24 protein-coding genes are annotated in these 17853 nt (G+C 34.8%); 6 read left to right on the top strand and 18 right to left on the bottom strand.

The window, feature by feature from the left end:
• The 4 genes from LUA86_RS05435 to LUA86_RS05420 all read right to left on the bottom strand — a co-directional run bounded on the left by LUA86_RS05435 (position 1) and on the right by LUA86_RS05420 (position 2455).
• On the bottom strand, positions 1 to 1209 hold the full coding sequence (locus LUA86_RS05435; RefSeq protein ID WP_231459592.1) for an FtsX-like permease family protein: 1209 nt from the start codon (positions 1207 to 1209) through the stop codon (positions 1 to 3).
• Positions 1209 to 1835 (bottom strand): ABC transporter ATP-binding protein, encoded by a 627-nt coding sequence (locus tag LUA86_RS05430; RefSeq protein WP_231459590.1) that lies wholly within the window; start codon positions 1833 to 1835, stop codon positions 1209 to 1211. Before LUA86_RS05430 ends, LUA86_RS05435 begins: the two co-directional genes overlap by 1 nt.
• Positions 1832 to 1996: a hypothetical protein gene (locus tag LUA86_RS05425; RefSeq protein WP_231459589.1), complete on the bottom strand. Its 165-nt coding sequence runs from the start codon at positions 1994 to 1996 to the stop codon at positions 1832 to 1834. Before LUA86_RS05425 ends, LUA86_RS05430 begins: the two co-directional genes overlap by 4 nt.
• A gap of 63 nt (positions 1997 to 2059) precedes the next feature.
• Positions 2060 to 2455, bottom strand: a complete 396-nt coding sequence (locus tag LUA86_RS05420; RefSeq protein WP_231459587.1) for a MerC domain-containing protein — start codon at positions 2453 to 2455, stop codon at positions 2060 to 2062.
• 116 nt (positions 2456 to 2571) lie between these two features.
• On the opposite strand from LUA86_RS05420, the gene LUA86_RS05415 reads away from it, so the two are divergent.
• Positions 2572 to 3270: an endonuclease V gene (locus LUA86_RS05415; RefSeq protein ID WP_231459585.1), complete on the top strand. Its 699-nt coding sequence runs from the start codon at positions 2572 to 2574 to the stop codon at positions 3268 to 3270.
• Here the strand turns inward: LUA86_RS05415 and hemF are convergent.
• The 3 genes from hemF to LUA86_RS05400 all read right to left on the bottom strand — a co-directional run bounded on the left by hemF (position 3267) and on the right by LUA86_RS05400 (position 5807).
• Positions 3267 to 4160 (bottom strand): oxygen-dependent coproporphyrinogen oxidase, encoded by an 894-nt coding sequence (gene hemF / locus LUA86_RS05410; RefSeq protein ID WP_231459584.1) that lies wholly within the window; start codon positions 4158 to 4160, stop codon positions 3267 to 3269. The genes LUA86_RS05415 and hemF overlap by 4 nt on opposite strands.
• Positions 4161 to 4256: 96 nt before the next feature.
• Positions 4257 to 5486 carry an MFS transporter gene (locus LUA86_RS05405; RefSeq protein WP_231459581.1) on the bottom strand — a complete coding sequence of 410 codons (1230 nt, stop codon included), beginning with the start codon at positions 5484 to 5486 and terminating at the stop codon, positions 4257 to 4259.
• A gap of 96 nt (positions 5487 to 5582) precedes the next feature.
• Positions 5583 to 5807: a coproporphyrinogen III oxidase gene (locus LUA86_RS05400; RefSeq protein ID WP_231459580.1), complete on the bottom strand. Its 225-nt coding sequence runs from the start codon at positions 5805 to 5807 to the stop codon at positions 5583 to 5585.
• Between the two features lie 278 nt (positions 5808 to 6085).
• Between LUA86_RS05400 and LUA86_RS05395 the strand changes: the two genes are divergently transcribed.
• The 3 genes from LUA86_RS05395 to LUA86_RS05385 all read left to right on the top strand — a co-directional run bounded on the left by LUA86_RS05395 (position 6086) and on the right by LUA86_RS05385 (position 8644).
• Positions 6086 to 6571 (top strand): YiiD C-terminal domain-containing protein, encoded by a 486-nt coding sequence (locus LUA86_RS05395; RefSeq protein ID WP_231459579.1) that lies wholly within the window; start codon positions 6086 to 6088, stop codon positions 6569 to 6571.
• Positions 6572 to 6581: 10 nt separating this feature from the next.
• Positions 6582 to 7208, top strand: coding sequence for a helix-turn-helix domain-containing protein (locus LUA86_RS05390; RefSeq protein WP_231459578.1), 627 nt, complete (start codon positions 6582 to 6584; stop codon positions 7206 to 7208).
• A 65-nt stretch (positions 7209 to 7273) separates the two neighbouring features.
• Positions 7274 to 8644: an MATE family efflux transporter gene (locus tag LUA86_RS05385; protein WP_231459577.1), complete on the top strand. Its 1371-nt coding sequence runs from the start codon at positions 7274 to 7276 to the stop codon at positions 8642 to 8644.
• 21 nt (positions 8645 to 8665) lie between these two features.
• Here the strand turns inward: LUA86_RS05385 and LUA86_RS05380 are convergent, their stop codons facing one another.
• The 8 genes from LUA86_RS05380 to LUA86_RS05345 all read right to left on the bottom strand — a co-directional run bounded on the left by LUA86_RS05380 (position 8666) and on the right by LUA86_RS05345 (position 14908).
• Positions 8666 to 9400, bottom strand: coding sequence for a hypothetical protein (locus LUA86_RS05380; protein ID WP_231459575.1), 735 nt, complete (start codon positions 9398 to 9400; stop codon positions 8666 to 8668).
• Positions 9401 to 9438: 38 nt separating this feature from the next.
• Positions 9439 to 10122: a pseudouridine synthase gene (locus tag LUA86_RS05375; RefSeq protein WP_231459573.1), complete on the bottom strand. Its 684-nt coding sequence runs from the start codon at positions 10120 to 10122 to the stop codon at positions 9439 to 9441.
• 20 nt (positions 10123 to 10142) lie between these two features.
• Positions 10143 to 11045 carry a histone deacetylase gene (locus LUA86_RS05370; RefSeq protein ID WP_231459572.1) on the bottom strand — a complete coding sequence of 301 codons (903 nt, stop codon included), beginning with the start codon at positions 11043 to 11045 and terminating at the stop codon, positions 10143 to 10145.
• Positions 11042 to 11905: a bestrophin family protein gene (locus tag LUA86_RS05365; protein WP_231459571.1), complete on the bottom strand. Its 864-nt coding sequence runs from the start codon at positions 11903 to 11905 to the stop codon at positions 11042 to 11044. Before LUA86_RS05365 ends, LUA86_RS05370 begins: the two co-directional genes overlap by 4 nt.
• Positions 11906 to 13207: a kynureninase gene (kynU, locus tag LUA86_RS05360; protein ID WP_231459569.1), complete on the bottom strand. Its 1302-nt coding sequence runs from the start codon at positions 13205 to 13207 to the stop codon at positions 11906 to 11908.
• A gap of 65 nt (positions 13208 to 13272) precedes the next feature.
• Positions 13273 to 13761 carry a pyridoxamine 5'-phosphate oxidase family protein gene (locus LUA86_RS05355; RefSeq protein WP_231459568.1) on the bottom strand — a complete coding sequence of 163 codons (489 nt, stop codon included), beginning with the start codon at positions 13759 to 13761 and terminating at the stop codon, positions 13273 to 13275.
• Between the two features lie 51 nt (positions 13762 to 13812).
• A complete protein-coding gene (locus LUA86_RS05350) occupies positions 13813 to 14418 on the bottom strand; it encodes a DNA-3-methyladenine glycosylase (RefSeq protein WP_231459567.1) in 606 nt (201 codons plus the stop codon).
• Between the two features lie 13 nt (positions 14419 to 14431).
• Positions 14432 to 14908, bottom strand: coding sequence for a GAF domain-containing protein (locus tag LUA86_RS05345; protein WP_231459949.1), 477 nt, complete (start codon positions 14906 to 14908; stop codon positions 14432 to 14434).
• Between the two features lie 118 nt (positions 14909 to 15026).
• On the opposite strand from LUA86_RS05345, the gene LUA86_RS05340 reads away from it, so the two are divergent.
• Positions 15027 to 15716: a DUF3291 domain-containing protein gene (locus LUA86_RS05340; protein WP_231459566.1), complete on the top strand. Its 690-nt coding sequence runs from the start codon at positions 15027 to 15029 to the stop codon at positions 15714 to 15716.
• 34 nt (positions 15717 to 15750) lie between these two features.
• On the top strand, positions 15751 to 16002 hold the full coding sequence (locus LUA86_RS05335; protein ID WP_231459565.1) for a hypothetical protein: 252 nt from the start codon (positions 15751 to 15753) through the stop codon (positions 16000 to 16002).
• 404 nt (positions 16003 to 16406) lie between these two features.
• Here the strand turns inward: LUA86_RS05335 and LUA86_RS05330 are convergent, their stop codons facing one another.
• The 3 genes from LUA86_RS05330 to LUA86_RS05320 all read right to left on the bottom strand — a co-directional run bounded on the left by LUA86_RS05330 (position 16407) and on the right by LUA86_RS05320 (position 17853).
• On the bottom strand, positions 16407 to 16586 hold the full coding sequence (locus LUA86_RS05330; protein WP_010602585.1) for a hypothetical protein: 180 nt from the start codon (positions 16584 to 16586) through the stop codon (positions 16407 to 16409).
• 161 nt (positions 16587 to 16747) lie between these two features.
• Positions 16748 to 17356: a biliverdin-producing heme oxygenase gene (locus LUA86_RS05325; protein ID WP_231459564.1), complete on the bottom strand. Its 609-nt coding sequence runs from the start codon at positions 17354 to 17356 to the stop codon at positions 16748 to 16750.
• Positions 17357 to 17433: 77 nt separating this feature from the next.
• Positions 17434 to 17853 carry a response regulator gene (locus tag LUA86_RS05320; RefSeq protein ID WP_231459563.1) on the bottom strand — a complete coding sequence of 140 codons (420 nt, stop codon included), beginning with the start codon at positions 17851 to 17853 and terminating at the stop codon, positions 17434 to 17436.

Below are 17853 nucleotides of genomic sequence, written 5' to 3'. Positions count from 1 at the left end.
TTATCTGTCTTTAGAAAGTGTTTTGGCAATATCCACCCGGTAGGTTTGCAGTGCAGGAATTACTGATGCGACGATACCTATAATTAGTCCGGCCAAAAGCAAATAAAGTTCTTCTATAACAAAATAAAGTCCGGTTAATTTAGCCTGAGATGATTCCTGGTATTTGCCGATAACTTCAATAGCAAGGTGTCCAATTAAAAGTCCGATGATGGCACCAATAGTGGTGATTAATAAGCCTTCTAACATCACCAAAAAGAAAAGTTTTAGTTTTGATGCACCCAAACAACGCATAATAGCCAAATCATATTTCTTCTCTTTCATAGAATTATATAAACTGATAAAAACGCTTAACGCAGAAATTGCCATAATTAGGATGGCAAACCATTTCAATGTATCAATGCCCACACCAATGAGTGAAAATAATCTTGCACTTTCCATTGCCGGAGAAGCCGCTTGCATGTTTGTACTTTGATTTACCATGCGGGGAAATATTACAACCGACATTGGAGAACGATATTGAATTAAGATTGAAGTGATTTCTTTTTCATCAAGCTCATTTTTAGGTTCCTTCTGATGTTCTTCATGCTCATCTTCCTCAGCATGCATTTTGTAAATGCTACCGATATTTGTCAGAATTAAATTATCAGTTACATTATTCTGAACCTTTAAAATTCCTTTAACAACGTAGGCATTCTTTTTATGTTCATCTCCGTTATCACTTAATCCGTGTGCACCGAAAAACTTGTCCCCAACTTTTAAATTCGCTTCTTTGGCAACAGTATTACCTATTGTTGCTTCCAAATCCTTGCTCCAAAAATTGCCTTTATCTAATTTTAAACCATATAAACCTATAAAAGTTGTATCCGTGCCAACAATCCTATATCCGGCATAATTATCGCCCAGCGCCAAAGGAACAGCTCTTTTAACTAATGGATTTTGCATTAATTCCTGAGCATCTTTTGCAGGGATATTTCCTGTTGGGAAATCTATATGATAAATACTGCTCAAAATTAATTGCAGCGGACTACCCTTAGCACCTACCACCAAATCGATATCCTTTGCATTTTGCTCTAATTTGTTACCAATTTGTGTTGATGCTAGAAATAATATCGACAGTATGCCTACGCCAAAAGCAACCAATAATATATTTAAAATAGCCGTTAGCTTATTTCTGAATATGTTTTTATAACTAATTTTAAGAATATTCATTACAATAAATAAGCTTTAGTGATGTGGTTTCTAACGCGTTGATCATGTGTAGCAATAATTAGTGCTGCACCGTTATTCTGAGCCTGATTGGTTAACATTTCCAATACCTGAATTGTATTTTTATCATCAAGGCTTGATGTTGGTTCATCAGCAATTAAAAGTGAAGGTTTATTTACCAAAGCACGAGCAACAGAAACCCTTTGCAATTGCCCTTGACTTAGCTCTTCAGGGTAACTGCTTTGTTTTTCATTCAATCCTAAATCATTCAAAATTAATTTGATACGCTGTTTATCAAATTTACATCCGGCCATAGAAGCCGCAATTTCTAAATTTTCAATTACGGTTAATGAACGAATTAAGTGTGGCCTTTGAAAAACTATACCAATTTTCTGCCCTCTAAATTTGTCCATCCTCTTGGCCGACAAGCCATAAAGATTTACATCATCAAATTTTACATCACCTTGTGTAGGCCTTAATAAACCCGAAATAATGTTAAGCAATGTACTTTTTCCACTGCCTGAAACCCCCATAAGTAACCATTGTTCTTTATATTCGATATTCCAATCGGGAAACTTAATAACTTGTCCTTTAGGATATTGATGTGAAATGGAATTGAGATTTATCATTTAATTATTTTTAAGGTCGGTTTAGGCTGCTTGATTATTAAATTTTTAATTGCATACCTTCTGTAAAGTTCAGTAGCATCATTACTGCCATGTTTACACGATGGATTAAGCATGGCGATGATACCTAATGCTATTGCGCAGCGCATTTTATTTCTAATCATGTAGTTTTGCAAATATAGAATTTAAAATATAGGCCAAACGTGGCTGTATTAATAAGGTTACGCTTAATGATTATGTTTCACAGTGCACGATTTAACATATTTTAAATTAATAAAATGTGCTGTTGCAATAACAATTCCGCCAATTGGAATCAAAATTGGCTCTAAAAAATCATAACCCGAAAAATGCCCTGTTGCAATTAGCGCAAAGCCTAAAACGAGTATTACTGTTGGATATATTGTGCGATGTTCTTTCCGGTAAGATATGCTTAAAGACCAAATGCCTAAAATCAGAGAAACTAGTATCATAGAAATTTCCACCCATTCATTTGCGAGAAAACTAAGACCCCAAAGTGGTAAAAAGGTAATCAATAATGGGACTAAGGCACAATGGATGGCGCAAAGTACAGAAGCCGTTATACCCAAACTATCTAAATTTATACTCGTTTTGGTGATTTTCATGTTTCAATATTTGAAAACAAATATAAAAGCAATATTGTTGCATTTATAATTTATTATAATAAATTATTTTTTTCGTGATTGTTCAATGAATTTGAATTTTGTTTTGTTATTAAGGAATGTATGATAATCTTTCGTTAGCAGAAGCTGCAAAGCTTCAGGTTGAGTTGGCTAAGCAATTAAAATTTGAAAAGGTTACTACTATTTCTACAATTGCTGGAGCAGATATTTCATTTAATAAAGAGAGCACAACAATGTATGCAGCAATAGTTGTTTTATCTTTCCCAGAGCTTAGGCTTACTGGTTATGCTATAGATACTTATGATACCACATTCCCTTTTGAAGATGGATTTTTAGGTTTTAAAGAAGTTCCGGCATTTTTAAAGGCCTGGGAACTAATTGAGGAAAAGCCTGATATTGTAGTTTTAGATGGTAATGGAATTCTTCATACAAGAAGGATGGGCGTGGCGTCTCATTTTGGAATTTTAGCCAATCAGCCTGCAATTGGATGTGCCAAGACGATGCTTAATGGCGAAAATTTTAGTCCGGAAAATTTAAAATTTAGTACCACTGAGCTAAAAAATAACCAGGAATTTTTAGGCTTTGCATTAAGAACTAAAGTAAATTGTGCTCCAGTTTACGTTTCGGCTGGTCATTTAATTACTCATCAACAAAGCCTTGAAGTGATTAAAAAATGTGTTGGCAAGTATAGAATTCCTGAACCTACACGTATTGCGCATGAAATTGCCAACCAGTTTAGATTAGGAAAAATTAAAACTGGTTATCATTCAATTCAAAAACCACTTACTTTATTTTAGATCCAATTAATTCCTTTTTTTAGTAGCTGCAGGGTTTTATATTCTTCAGAACCAATTTCTGGTTGTACATTATAGCCCCAATTAGCTTGTGGAGGTAAACTCATTAATATAGATTCTATCCTTCCATTGGTTTCTAAGCCAAATTTAGTTCCCGAATCGTAAACCAGATTAAATTCTACGTACCTGCTTCTACGCTGATACTGCCATTCTTTTTGAACTTCCGTAAATACTTTTTCACGGTTTCTATCAATCAGTTCAGTATAAATTGGCAAAAATGCTTGTCCAATATTTACAGAAAAATTAAGTATTTCTGCCCAGCTTAATGCTGTATTTTCAGGTTTTAATCTGTCATAAAATATACCGCCAATGCCCCTGGTTTCCTCTCTGTGTTTAATGAAAAAGTAATCATCAGCATGATTTTTAAACTTTGGATAAAAATCTACATTGAAATCATCGCAAGCCTGTTTTAATTTGTGATGAAAAAACCTTGCATCGTTTTCAAAAACATAATGTGGCGTTAAATCAATCCCGCCGCCAAACCATCTTGTTTCCTCGTTTAATTCAAAATAACGAATATTCATGTGGATAATTGGAACCAATGGATGATTTGGATGAATAACGATAGAAACGCCGGTAGCAAAAAAATCTTCCTCGGTAACATTAAAAGCCTTTTTCACAGCTTCGGGAAGTTTGCCATAAACTGCAGAAAAATTAACGCCGCCTTTTTCTATTATTGCACCGTTCTGCATAATACGTGTACGTCCACCCCCTCCTCCATTTCTTTCCCAAAGCTCTTCTTGAAATTTCCCCTTTCCATCAGCTATTTCTAGTCCACGACAAATTTCATCCTGTATTAATTTATAACGCTCGGCTACTTCTTCTTTAAACATGGCTGCTCTTCTATTTCCAAGCAAATTTAAGGCTATTAAACTAGCAAAATCTATTAATGTTTAGATTTACATTTTATTGACAGTTTCTGAAAAATTCTACTCTTCCAAATAGTTTAAATCTTTATTGAAACTTTCTTTTAAATAGGTTACAGAAATCGTAGCAATTACAGTTACAATGCCCATTACAATAAAAGCGGCTGTTATAATGTTAAACTGCTGAACAAAATATTCGAATGTTAAAGTTATTGGGATGAGTGCGCCACGTACAAAATTTGGTGCCGTTGTGGTTACTGTAGAACGGATGTTGGTGCCAAATTGCTCAGCAGCAATGGTAACAAAAGTTGCCCAATAACCTACTGCAAAACCCATAAACAGGCAAATTAGTATATAATTATTCTCGGTTAATTGCGTTCTTGTTAAATAGATAATTACCGTTACTACCGATAAGCTTTGAAAAATTAATACCGTTTTTTTTCTAGATTTTAAAATTTGTGCCAGAAAACCGCAAACAACATCGCCAATGGCAATACCAAAATAAGTATACATAATTCCGGTTCCTGCATTCAAAACCTCTTTAGCGCCTAATGCTTTACCAATTTCTGGCGATTGGGTGACCAAAATGCCTACAATAAACCATAATGGCAAACCTAAACAGATGCAAGCGAGGTATTTTAAAAATCGTTTTCTATCTGAAAACAACATAAAGAAGTTACCTTTTGAAACACCTGTTGCTTCTTCGGCTTTTTTGAACATGCCAGATTCAAAAGTGCCAACACGTAACAATAAGAGCAACAAACCCATTCCTCCACCAACAAAATACGATGTTTGCCAGGAAAAATGCTTCCCAACAGTTGCAGCGGCGGCAGCGCCTAATAAACCAATCCCGGCAACTACCATTGTTCCGTAGCCGCGTTTTTCTTTATCCATTGTTTCGGTTACCAGAGTGATGCCTGCGCCAAGTTCACCGGCCAAACCTATCCCAGCTATAAAACGAATAATGGCATAGCTATGTACATCGGTAACAAATCCATTAGCTATGTTGGCAAGAGAATACATTAAGATAGAACCGAAAAGTACTTTAATTCTACCAAATTTATCGCCGATAATACCCCAAAGCAAGCCACCAAGCAAAAGCCCGAACATTTGCATGTTGATAACGTATTCACCATCGGTACGCATGTGCTCAGGCGAAACGCCTATATCGGCAAAACTTTTTAATCGAACAACAGAAAAGAGTACGAGGTCGTATATATCAACGAAGTAGCCTAGAGCGGCTACAATGACTAAGAAAATAACGTTGCGGTTATTGGAAGGTTTAGGCTCCATTAGTTTATTTGGTTTAATCGCTGAAAGTACAAATAAGCACAAATAAAAAAAAGCCGTAAACGAAAAAAGCCCCGAATGTTTCGGGGCTTTTTTCCTCTACATCGGAGGAATTGTCTTTTTCATGGTATCGGGTGGCGTTGTTGTCTTGGCTGTATCCATTGGAGTTGTAGAAGTTTTAGTAGTATCCATTGGTGCAGTTGTTGCAGTTGAATCAGCCATTGTACTATCAGAAGAACCGGCCATGTTTTTTGATGAGTTGCATGCTGTAGTGGCTACCATTAACGTGCCAGCGAAAGCAAGACTTAAGATTAAATTTTTCATTAGGGTTGAGTTTTAATTTTTATAAAATGAAACAATCATTTATATGATGGTTCACTGTTTTCTTGTTACTTAATATCAAACAACCTTTTAATCATTTAGTTTTACAATTATTTTAAAATTTAATTGTCGATTTATTTTTTTATCAAAGGATTATATGTTAATTGTATAAAAGCAACTCATTCAATATCAAATCATTCCAAATTTCTTCTACCAAAGTTTTACTTAAGCATACTTTGTAAAACTTTAAAAGGTGGTAAAACTTTCTGATATTAGTAATTATGATTATTTCTCAAAACACCCTTAAATGGGTTATGCGCCTTTATCCACCACTATTCTTTCAGCGCATTTGGGTTCAAAAATTTGAGAACGATTTTACAAGTTGTACGGTTAAGCTGAGTAAAAGCTTTTTAAATAAAAATTATAATGGTTCTATTTTTGGCGGAACCATTTATGCTGCAACAGATCCTTTTTATGCTTTACTTTTTGATCAGTTGATGCAACGCAGAGGTTTAAAAGTAAGGGTTTGGCTTAAAAGTGCATCAATTCAATACTTAAAACCCGGGCGTTCGGATTTATTTTTTACGATAAACGTTACCGAAGAAATGATTTTAGAAGCAGAACAAGCTTTGAAAACCGTAGGCAAGTTTGTAAAAGCCTATCCTATGGAAATTACGAATAAACAGGGCGAACTTTGCGCCACAGTAATGAATGAAGTTTACATAAGAAACCTGCACCAGGGCGAACAGCCTAGAGTTGCTTACTAATCTATTTTATATGCCGAGTATTAAGAGTTTGATTTTGCAGGGTGAAGGCGTTACGCTTGATTTCAAAAAAACGATTACCAATACTGGCAAAATTGCCAAAAGCCTGGTCGCTTTTGCAAATAATAAAGGCGGCAAATTATTAATTGGAGTAGCTGATGATGGTACAATAAAGGGAGTGAAAGCTGAAGATGAAGAAAGGTATATGATTTTAACTGCAGCACACCAATTTTGCAAACCTGCAATTGAACCAAACTTTGAAGAAATTTATGTAGATGATAAATTGATTTTGGTTGCTAATATACCGGAAAGCGACACCAAACCACATTATGCTTTAGATGAGGATAACAAATGGTGGGCATATATTCGTATAGATGATAAAAGCGTGTTAGCAAGCAAAATTATTGTCGAAGTTTTAAAGAATGACCATAAAAATAACGGTGTGCTTATCTCTTATTCTGATAACGAGAAAAAGCTACTCGAATATCTGGACAAAAACGATAAAATAACGCTTAAAGAATACAGCAAATTAATGAGAAGCTCTTATCGCAAGGCGCAAAAAATTATTGTAAACCTTATTTTGGCAAACGTAATTAAATCCAATACCTCCGAAAAGGAAGAGTATTTCACAGCAGTATAACCCCTTAGATTTTCGTTCGATTTATCATTCTTTTTGAAGTTTAAAAAGTCGAACTTCGCAGACTTATGTTTTCAGAAATTTACTCAAAGTACAAACCTTATTATAAAGAAAACCTTCATTTGGCATTGCCGATTGTAGGCTCGCAGGTTGGCCATACGTTGGTGCACATGGCCGATAGCGTAATCGTTGGTCATTTTACAGATACTACGCAACTTGCCGCCGTATCTTTAGTGAACAGCATATTTATTTTAATTATGGTTATCGGTTTGGGTATTTCTTATGGTTTAACGCCATTAATCGCTCAAGAAAACGGACGCTCTAATCCTGAAGAGTGCGGAAAACTCTTATCAAACAGTTTGATAATTAATGTTTTGATAGGCATTTTACTTTACTGCCTTGTTCATTTTGGTGTATTGCTTGTTATCGATAATTTAGGACAAACACCTGCTGTAGTTTATTATGCAAAGCCATATCTTGGTTTTCTCTCTGTATCTATTATTCCATTGCTGGTGTTTCAAACATTCAAGCAATTTGCCGAAGGTTTAGGTTTTACCAAACAAGCCATGTTTGTATCTATTTGGGGCAATGCAATTAATATAATATTAGGAATCATTTTCGTTAAAGGAATGTTTGGCATTAAACCGATGGGCGTAAGCGGTGTTGGACTTAGCACATTGATTGACAGAATTTTAATGGCTACCGTAATGGCGATTTATGTGATAAGATCAAAACATTTCAAAAAGTATCTTATCAATTTTAAAGCAACTTTTATTGATAAAGTTAGGGCAATCAAAATTATCAAAATCGGTGCACCGGTTGCTATGCAATATTCATTTGAAATTAGTGCATTTAGTGGTGCAGCGGTACTAATTGGAACTATTGGCGCAACAGAACAAGCCGCACATCAAATTGCGATAAGTCTGGCTGCAATGACGTATATGATTGCAAGTGGCATTGCATCTGCAGCAACAATTAAAACAGGTAATAATTTTGGTAAAAATAATTTTGATGATTTAAGAAAATCCGCTATTGCTAGCTATCACGTTATTTTGTTGTTTATGAGTTGTACAGCAATAATTTTCATCCTGGCAAACAGCCTAATGCCTTTCATTTATACAGAAGATTTAAATGTGGTTAAAATTGCTGCTCAATTACTCATCATTGCTGGCTTTTTTCAATTATTTGATGGTACGCAAGTTGTAGGTTTAGGAGTTTTACGCGGCATTGGAGATGTTAATGTGCCTACTTTTATTACATTTTTAGCATATTGGGTTGTAGGCATTCCTATTGGATATGTTTTAGGCTTTAAGTTTAATTTGGGCGTTAACGGGATTTGGTATGGTCTAACTTTCGGTTTATTAACTGCCTCTATCCTATTGTTTTTGAGATTCCAGAATAAAACTAAAGCACTAAATACTAAGGCCGAAAACAATTAATACCTTAAATGTAAATGTTGATTATTTACCGCCAACATTAACAATTAAGCCGATAGTAAAAATTGAATTTCCTGCCGACATGTATTTTCTGCTTTTTAAACCAATATTGCTGCTGGTTGTATATTGCAGTTGAAAATTTTTACTTAATGCCATACGTGTAAAGAAAATTGGCTCAAAGAAAATGTTATCTTCTTTAGGTTGAACAACACTATTTATAAAAAACCTATCCATTGTAAGATGGCTTATTCTTAATGCCGTACCATAATTAATCGGAAAATCTGTTCCGAACAACCTTAAATTATTCTTCTTTTTTGAGCTATAATTAACTTGCAAAAAGGCTTTGCGGAAATCAACCTCCTGCACTTCATTACTTATTAAAATATCATTTTTATAATCTCTAAAAGTTATGTCGCTCCAGCCCTTTCCAACGCCTGCATAGATTTCGATAATCCTGTTATCATCTGGTCCAAAGGTGTCAAAATATCCGCCACCAATTTCAACAAGCTTGTGTCCAAAATCTTTAGTTTTTCGTTCATTATTCATTGTAGAAGCGCTAAACAAAACACCAAAATGATTTGAAACCGCATAAGCGCCATTTATACTGGCATTACCCTTTAAAGAAATATGTCCGCCACCACTAAATTCGCCTTGCTTGCTGAGCATTGGTGTATTCGGAACATTTGGCATGTAAACTGAAGAACAACTGGCCATAAAAAGCGCAAAAACCGGAACTGTTAAACGTAAGTATTTTATCATAGATGTTTAATAAACAGAATTTGTTGACAAAAATTGTGCTAAAGTTTCATTTTCATAAAATCCATTACTCTTTTAAATTCGTCATGTAAATCCGCTTTCAAATAAATCCTTTCTTTACTAATGGGATGAAAAAAGCTTAGTTCGGATGCATGTAAGAGCATGGTTGTCATATTCCATTGCTCTAAAAAGAATTTATTTTGCTTATTGCAGCCATGTGTTCTATCGCCAATTATTGGATGCAAAATATGACTAAAATGCCGTCTTAGCTGGTGCATCCTTCCTGTTTTTGGGGTAGCTTCAACTAATGAATATCTTGAGGTTGCATGTTTGCCCAAAGGTATATCAACCTCAGCCTTTTGCAGGGTTTTAAATGACGTAAATGCATCCTGCATGGTTCCGTTTTCTTTAGCCAAGGGATAATCTATGTCCATTATATCTGGGGCAAAACCACGTAGTATCGCAAGATATTTTTTATCAGTTTCAGTATTCATAAACTGTTGATGCATAGCAATTTCGGCTACTTTATCAAAAGCAAAAAGTAATATACCACTAGTCTTTCTATCCAGTCTATGTACCGGGCTTACGTGTTTGCCAACCTGGTCTCGGAGCATTTGAAGCGCAAATTCGGTAGCATCTCTGGCAATTGATGATTGGTGCACTAATAATCCATGCGGTTTATTTATTGCAATTAAATGTTCATCCTGATAAATGATTTCGAGCATGGGCGAAGATAAGGATATTGTTAAGTAAACAAGTCAAATGCTAATCGGTAAGTATTACAATGCGCATCAACTATATCTTTAATATCTGCAGAATAACCGCCTCCCATGCTTACTTGGACAGGCAGGCCTTTACTCCTACACGCTTGCAAAACAATATTATCCCGCTCCTTACAGGCCATTTTGCTTAGCGAAAGTTTCCCTAACTTATCGGTGGCTAAAACATCAACACCTGATAAGTAAAATACAAAATCTGGTTTAGCTTCCAGAAATGCCTTTTCTAAATTACTAAGCATTATGGAAAGATATTCATCATCTCCAATACCATCGTTTAATGCAACATCTAAGTTTGATAGCTCTTTTCTAAACGGAAAATTTTTATCGCCATGCATGGAAAAAGTATAAACTTTTGGATGATTTTGAAAAATTTCTGCTGTGCCGTTACCTTGATGAACATCTAAATCAATAATTAATATGCGATAAGCTAATTTCTTATTTAATAAATAGTTAACAGCAATAGCTTGGTCGTTAAGCATACAAAATCCTTCTCCCCAATTGCTACCTGCATGATGCGTTCCACCTGCAACATTAAATGCAATTCCATTAGCCATTGCAAATTGTGCCCCATCTATTGTTCCTTGGGCAATCCGTAATTCGCGTTCAATTAGCTGAGCATTAAGCGGAAAACCTATTCTTCTTTGTTCTTTAGCAGGAAGCGTCAAATTTTTCAAATGTTTCCAATAAGAAACATCATGCGTAAGAAGTACATGTTCTTCAGCCAAAGGCTCCGGATGAAAAATGTTTTCTTCAGAGATTGTACCTTCGTGCAAAAGTTGTCCGGGAATTAATTCATATTTAAGCATCGGGAAACGATGCCCTTCGGGCAGTGGATGTGCATACAGCGGATGCCAGGCAACTTTTATCATTTACCTAATATTTCCTCCACGTGCTTTTCGATATTGTCACAAATCTGATCAACCGGTAAGTCGTTTGCATCCTCTCCAAATGGATTCTCAATTTCCTCAGCTATCAGCTCTAAACTCGCTAATACATAAAGAATAAAGGGAACGATTAATACCAGGTAATAGCCTAAACTGAAAACCCAACCAATTGGTATGGTAAGCACATAAATAAAAATGAATTTCTTTATGAAGGCACTATAAGAAAATGGAATCGGTGTATTTTTTATTCGTTCACAGCCGCCACAAATATCAGTAAATTGGTTCACGTCATTTGTTAACACGATTAATTGCTCTTGAGAGATTTGCTGGCTTGCCGTTAAAGCGTACAATCTGGAAATCATACTGCTCGCAATTTGATTGGGGATATGTTTACCGGCTTCAACCTCTATCAAAAAACTGTTTTTACCAAAATATTGTTTCTCACGTAAATGTTCTTTTAAAGCAAAGGCATATTTTGGAATACCATATTCAAAGAAACGAACGTCATCGTTGGATAGATTTAAAGCCTTAATTTTCATTGAAAAGTTTCGGCTAACATTGGTTAAGTTTCCTAAAAGCTTCCTGCCATCCCACCACCTGTCGTAAGATGTATTTGTTCTAAATACCAGTAGCATCGATATTACAAAGCCAAGTAAACTGTGCATCATGCCGATATTACTTACATAATCACTTTTAGAAAGTTTAAAAACATTCAATTCCAAGAAAGCCACTAATGCCGAGAAAATTGAAACGCTTAACATCAGCGGCCATAATTTCCGGATGGTATCAGCCTTATGAACATTAAATATGAAAGTAAACCAATCTTTAGGATTATAATTAATCATTTAGCTTATGTTAATGTTTAAAACTTGTTTGCATACTTTTAATAACGCTTGTCCGGTTAAATAAATATCTTCAAAAGAATTATACAAGGGAATCGGACTTAAGCGTATCACGTTTGGCTCACGCCAATCTCCAAGCACCCCGAAATCAATCAAACCATCAAAAATCTCTTTTCCTTTTTGCGCTGCGATGATAGAAAGTTGCGATCCTCTATCTATGGGGTTTTTAGGTGTAATTATTTTAAACTGCAACAAATTAATTTCTTTATTAACCTGATTGATAATAAATTCTAAATATCCAGTTAAACTTATACTTTTATTCCTAAGCGCTTCTACATTGCCGGCTTTATCAAAAATTTGTAGCGACGCGTGGTAAAGCGCCATTGGCATTACCTGCGTACAACTCACCTGCCAACCATCTGCACCTGCTTCCGCAACAAAGCCCTTTTCCATTTTAAAACGTTTACTTTCCTGATAACCCCACCATCCCGCAAAGCGATTCAGGCTGGTATTGTTATGATGTTTTTGATGGACGAAAATGCCACTAATTCCACCAGGACCAGAATTTTGATATTTATATGAACACCAGCATGCAAAATCTACATCCCAATTGTGCAACTGTAACGGCACATTACCTGCAGCATGGGCTAAATCCCAGCCCACAATTGCACCAACATCGTGACCAGCCGTAGTGATTTTCTCCATATCATACCATTGGCCGGTATAATAATTAATTCCTCCAAAAAGGACTAAGGCTATTTCCTCGCCATTTTCTTTGATTTTAGCAACAATATCTTCATTCCTTAAAATTTCTTCGCCTTCCCTTGGAAATACCTCTATAATTGCTTCATTTGGATTAAAGCCATGAAACTTAACCTGACTTTCAATGGCATATTGATCGGAAGGAAAAGCACCACCTTCCATTATAATTTTAAAGCGTTTGCCTTTTGGTTGATAAAAACTCACCATCAATAAATGAAGGTTTACCGTTAGCGTATTCATCGGACAAACCTCCATTGGTGATGCCCCAACAATCGGGGCCATCAAATTTTTAAGCGCTTTATGGTAAAACATCCAAGGTTCCTCACCATCAAACCAGCCCTCTACAGCATAGTTTGCCCAATTATCTAGCTGACGATTTAAAACCTCTCTTGCTACTTTAGGTTGCAAACCTAAAGAATTGCCGCACAGATATATAAACTCTCCATTTTTATGTTTTGGAAATAGAAATTCAGACCTAAATTCTTTTAAAGAATCTGTTTCATCCAAGTGCTTTGCGAAAGCTAAATTATTTTCAAAATTCATTGCCTCAATATTACAAAAAAAGCAGGCATTGTTTCCAATCCTGCTTCAATCTGTTTTGATAATTGTTAAAATTTTATCGTGTCGTGTTTGCCAATATCTGGTGTATCGCCAGTAACAACAGCCTTTAATATGCTAAATAAAACTACAATTTTTGATGATGATGAATCCCAGTATTCTGCTTCTTCTGGTGTAACTTTTATCAAAATCAATCTTGGGTCTTCAACGCCATCAGGAAACCATGCTTTAACAAATGGATTAAAATAAGCTTCTTTTCTAACTTTATCATCTACTAATTCTGCCTTCCCCTTTACAGTTAGATAAGTGTTTTTAGACGGCTCACTATAAGCAAGCAGAACATTATTATCTTTTGAAATTTCTTTCGATTTTAATGAATATTCATTGGTAAAAAACCAAATACTTCCATCTTCTTCAATTTTTGCAGTACCCATTGGGCGACTACCGAATTCATCCTTAGTTGAAACTGTAGTAAACATACATGTTCTTACACTTTCAGCCATTTCTTTTAGAATTGATATATTTTTCTCGTTTTTCATAGCTTAATTTTATATAGATGAAAAACAGCGGTATGTTAGAAATGTTTTAGTTTAAACCTTATTTGGTTTACTAACATATTTATTTCCTTTAACAAAAAAACGCCAGGGTAATAGAGCATGTTCCTTTGCATAAGCAATCCCAACACGAGGCGTAGCAGCTATTTCAATGTCCTCATATTTTATACCATAATCCTCTATCCAGATTTCATCACCTGTTAAGTTTTTAGCATTAAAAGTTTTATCAATACCCAAAGCCTTTGCCGCCGAACCTGGTCCGGATGAAATTGCTGGTTTTGAAAGTAACATGTTACGCCTTTGCTCAATGATATCAATTCCAAGAATTGGCTCAATCGCCCTTATCAAAATCGCATGCGGTTCATCTTTGGCAGCGCTTACAACATTAAAAAGATGGTGCATACCATAACAGAGATAAACATAAGCAACACCACCTTCGCTATACATCGTTTCTGTTCTGCCGGTTCTTCTGCCTCCATAAGCATGTGAAGCTTTATCTTTAACACCAAAATAAGCTTCAGTTTCGACAATAATGCCAGCAGTTAATTCATTATCAATGTTGGTATAGAGCACCTTTCCTAATAAATCCTTTGCCAGAAAAATTGCATCAGAATTTAAATAATATTCGGCTTTTAGCTTCAAAATAATTAACTTATTACTTTAATAAAATTGATATAACCTGCTGTAAATAAACACTATCAATATTATCATAATGATTTAAGTATTCACTATCTACATCAAGCACACCAATTACTTCACCATCCTTTATCAATGGCAAAACGATTTCTGATTTAGATGCAGTTGCACACGCAATATGACCAGGAAATTCATCAACATTTGGTACAATAAGCGTTTTGGATTGTGCCCATGAAGCGCCACAAACACCTTTGCCTTTTTTAATGCGGGTACAAGCAACCGGACCTTGAAATGGACCCAAAACTAATTCATCATTCTTTACAAGATAAAAACCTACCCAAAACCAGTTAAACTGCTCTTTAAGTGCTGCTGATACATTAGCCATATTCGCAACGAAATCTTCTTCCCCATCAAGCAATGCCATAATTTGAGGGATTAATGATTCATATTGTTCTGCCTTTGTTTTGTTTCTATCAATAGTTAAATCTTCTGCCATAATGCAAGCAAAGTTAATCATGATAACCATGTTTTTAAGATTTCACTTTGATAATGACAAAAATTTGAAAACATGGACTTATAATTTGATTAGTTTTGAATGAATTAATGATTAATAAATGATTGTAGCATTAACCATAACAAAGTTTAAACCCATAACAATACCATTCGCTTTTATAGGAATGGCTATTTTGAGGCTACCATTAATACTAAATAGAAAGTGCTCATTCTGGAAATTGATGGGTGCCGGAAAAGATGCACAAGTAGATTTAGGTCCGGATTTTAAGCATTGGGCAATATTGACAGCGTGGGAGAATAAAGCAGATTGCGATGACTTCTACAAACATTCATTCCCAATTAAATGGTTTCGCATGTTTGGTATTGAAGAATTTACTGTATTACTTAAACCTTTAACATCACATGGTTTATGGTCAGGAAAACAGCCATTTAAGATTGAAAAATCTAATGAAAATAAATCTGGAAAAGTGGCAGTAATTACAAGAGCCGCCATTAAATTAAATAAGCGTAAAGAATTTAGAGACAACATTTCTAAAGCTGCAAAAGAAATGCGCAAAGCAGAAGGATTTATAATATCTGCCGGCGTTGGTGAAAACCCTTATTTAGATCAGGCAACTTTTTCTATTTGGGAGAATGTAGAGGCGATGAAAAATTATGCCTATAAATCTGTCGACCACTCAGACGTTATAAAATTAACCAGGCAACGGAAATGGTATTCGGAAGAATTATTTGCTCGTTTCGCAATAATACAATGTACAGGGAGCCTAAACAGACAATCCATATCTCTTTAAAAACACAATAAATTTATTTAAACAATATAAAACCATGAGAGTTGTAGCAGAACTTCCGCACCCGGAATGTAAAATATCAATTTTTTCGATGAACCAAAAGTTCATAGTGAAATTTGAACAGGGCACATTTGAACAAAGCTATAAATTAGCAGAGTTAGACTTAAGTGGGGGTGGCGTAAATGATGTGTTTGAAATCTTAGATGAAGAGTTTATAGCTACCGTGATTGAGCGCTTTAAAACGATGCGCATTGATTTTGGATTAGCTTATAAAAGACATCAATATTAGTATGTAACAAATTGATTTACAGTACATAAAATTATTAAACAGAATTTTATTTTGAATTTAAAGCCCAAATACAGCAATTAAAGCTCAGCTATATAATTATTTACTTGAGCAATATAAATCTAAATAGCTGATATTCAATTATTAATAATAGCAAACAAAATTATATTTTGATGCCTCGTATAGCCAAATAAATGATAATTTGAGCTGAATTGAGCAATCTGCATCCATTAGTAGATAGAAATAAATGTACAAGAAAATTATTCAGGTTAGATTTGATGTCGGGATTGAATAATAGTGAATTGACTATGCTAACAGACATTCACCATTACCCTTATGGAAATGGTACAAAAGCAAAAAGGTCCCGATTTATAGTCGGGACCTTTTTATTTGTACTCGCGAAATTATTATTTTCCAGAGTTTTTCTTGTCAGTTACTTCTGCACGGATTTCTTGTGCTAAAACTTTAAGATCTTGCATTGCTTTACGCACACGAGTACCAGCAGCTGCATTGCCAGCGTTATAAAATTTTTCTACATCTGCTTCTATTGCAGCTACAGCAGCTTTAACTTTTGAGAATTTTTCCATCGCTAATTGATGTTTTTAAGGTTTAAAAAATTTATTTCATCAATAATACATATTTACCTCGAATTAACAAGAGAATGCAAATATAAATTTGAAAGAAGTTTTGCACATTTTGAAAAGCCCTAACATGCCTTTGCAATATAATGAGGGTATATTTTGGATTTTCAACCTAAAAAAACAGGTGTATTCCAGTTCATCTGTTTGGATAATTTTATCAGATTTTCAAAGGTTTTATTGGCGCTATTAATGGTTCTATCGTAGTCTTGCTCCTGCACCGTTTCATTTAACACAGCAACAAAAGTTTTCCATTTTGCGCTTAAATCATCACCATAAACACCATAATAATTTAAACCAGCTTCTTTGCCTTCAAAGTTAGAATTGGCTAAAATATGCTTCTTAATCACGTTTCCGCCTAATGTGGCGCCTTCTAGTACATAAAGCGCACCTAAAACTTCAGCATTATTGGGCGCTGGCAAATACAATTCAAAATTTAATGGAGGTAAGGTTAAAACATCAATGTTCCAATAAGTCAAATCCTTTTGTAATGATTCAAGCTTCAATCTATTTTTCATATCGAGCTGGCTTGCAATGCTGTCATCTAACATATTTGCCAAGCTATGTTCTAATTTTTGATGGATGATGTAATTAATGGTAAGCAACTTTTTATAATTTTCGATGCTTAAAGTTTTGTTCATAATATCGTTAACAAACATTAATGATTCTAACTGTTGGTGTTTATCTCCGGTTTGATTTCTTAATAAATTGGCAATCATTGTGATTTAAAATATCGATGGTTGTAAAAAAGAAAAGATTCGGCGTAAACCGAATCTTCAATCTATATAAGTAAAAATTAATTTAAGCGTAAATGCTGGTTAAACCAGAAATCGTGTACCGAATGTACACATTGTACCAAATTGTCGTATCCGTTTGGTTTAGTTAAGTAAGCATTAGCTCCAAACTCTATTGATGCTTTAATATCATCAGGATTATCAGAGGTAGAAAACAATATTACCGGTACAGACTTTAAATAAGGAATATCTCGGATAAATTTAAGTAAATCTAAACCAGATAAGCCTGGTAAGTTTAAATCCAGCAATATCAGCTTGGGTTTTGTTTTAGTATCGGCAAAGTTTTGAAGTTTTCGAAGCGCTTCTGTTCCATCCTCAACAATCGTTAAGTTTAAACTGTCTTTCACTTCCTGAATTGCACTCTGCATAAAAAATGCATAGTCCATATCGTCTTCTACGTAAAATATATCGGGCGTTTTCAT

It is taken from the genome of Pedobacter sp. Leaf132 (genome assembly GCF_920984695.1).
In the GTDB taxonomy this organism is placed as follows: domain Bacteria; phylum Bacteroidota; class Bacteroidia; order Sphingobacteriales; family Sphingobacteriaceae; genus Pedobacter.
This window is presented reverse-complemented; position numbering and strand designations above follow the sequence as displayed.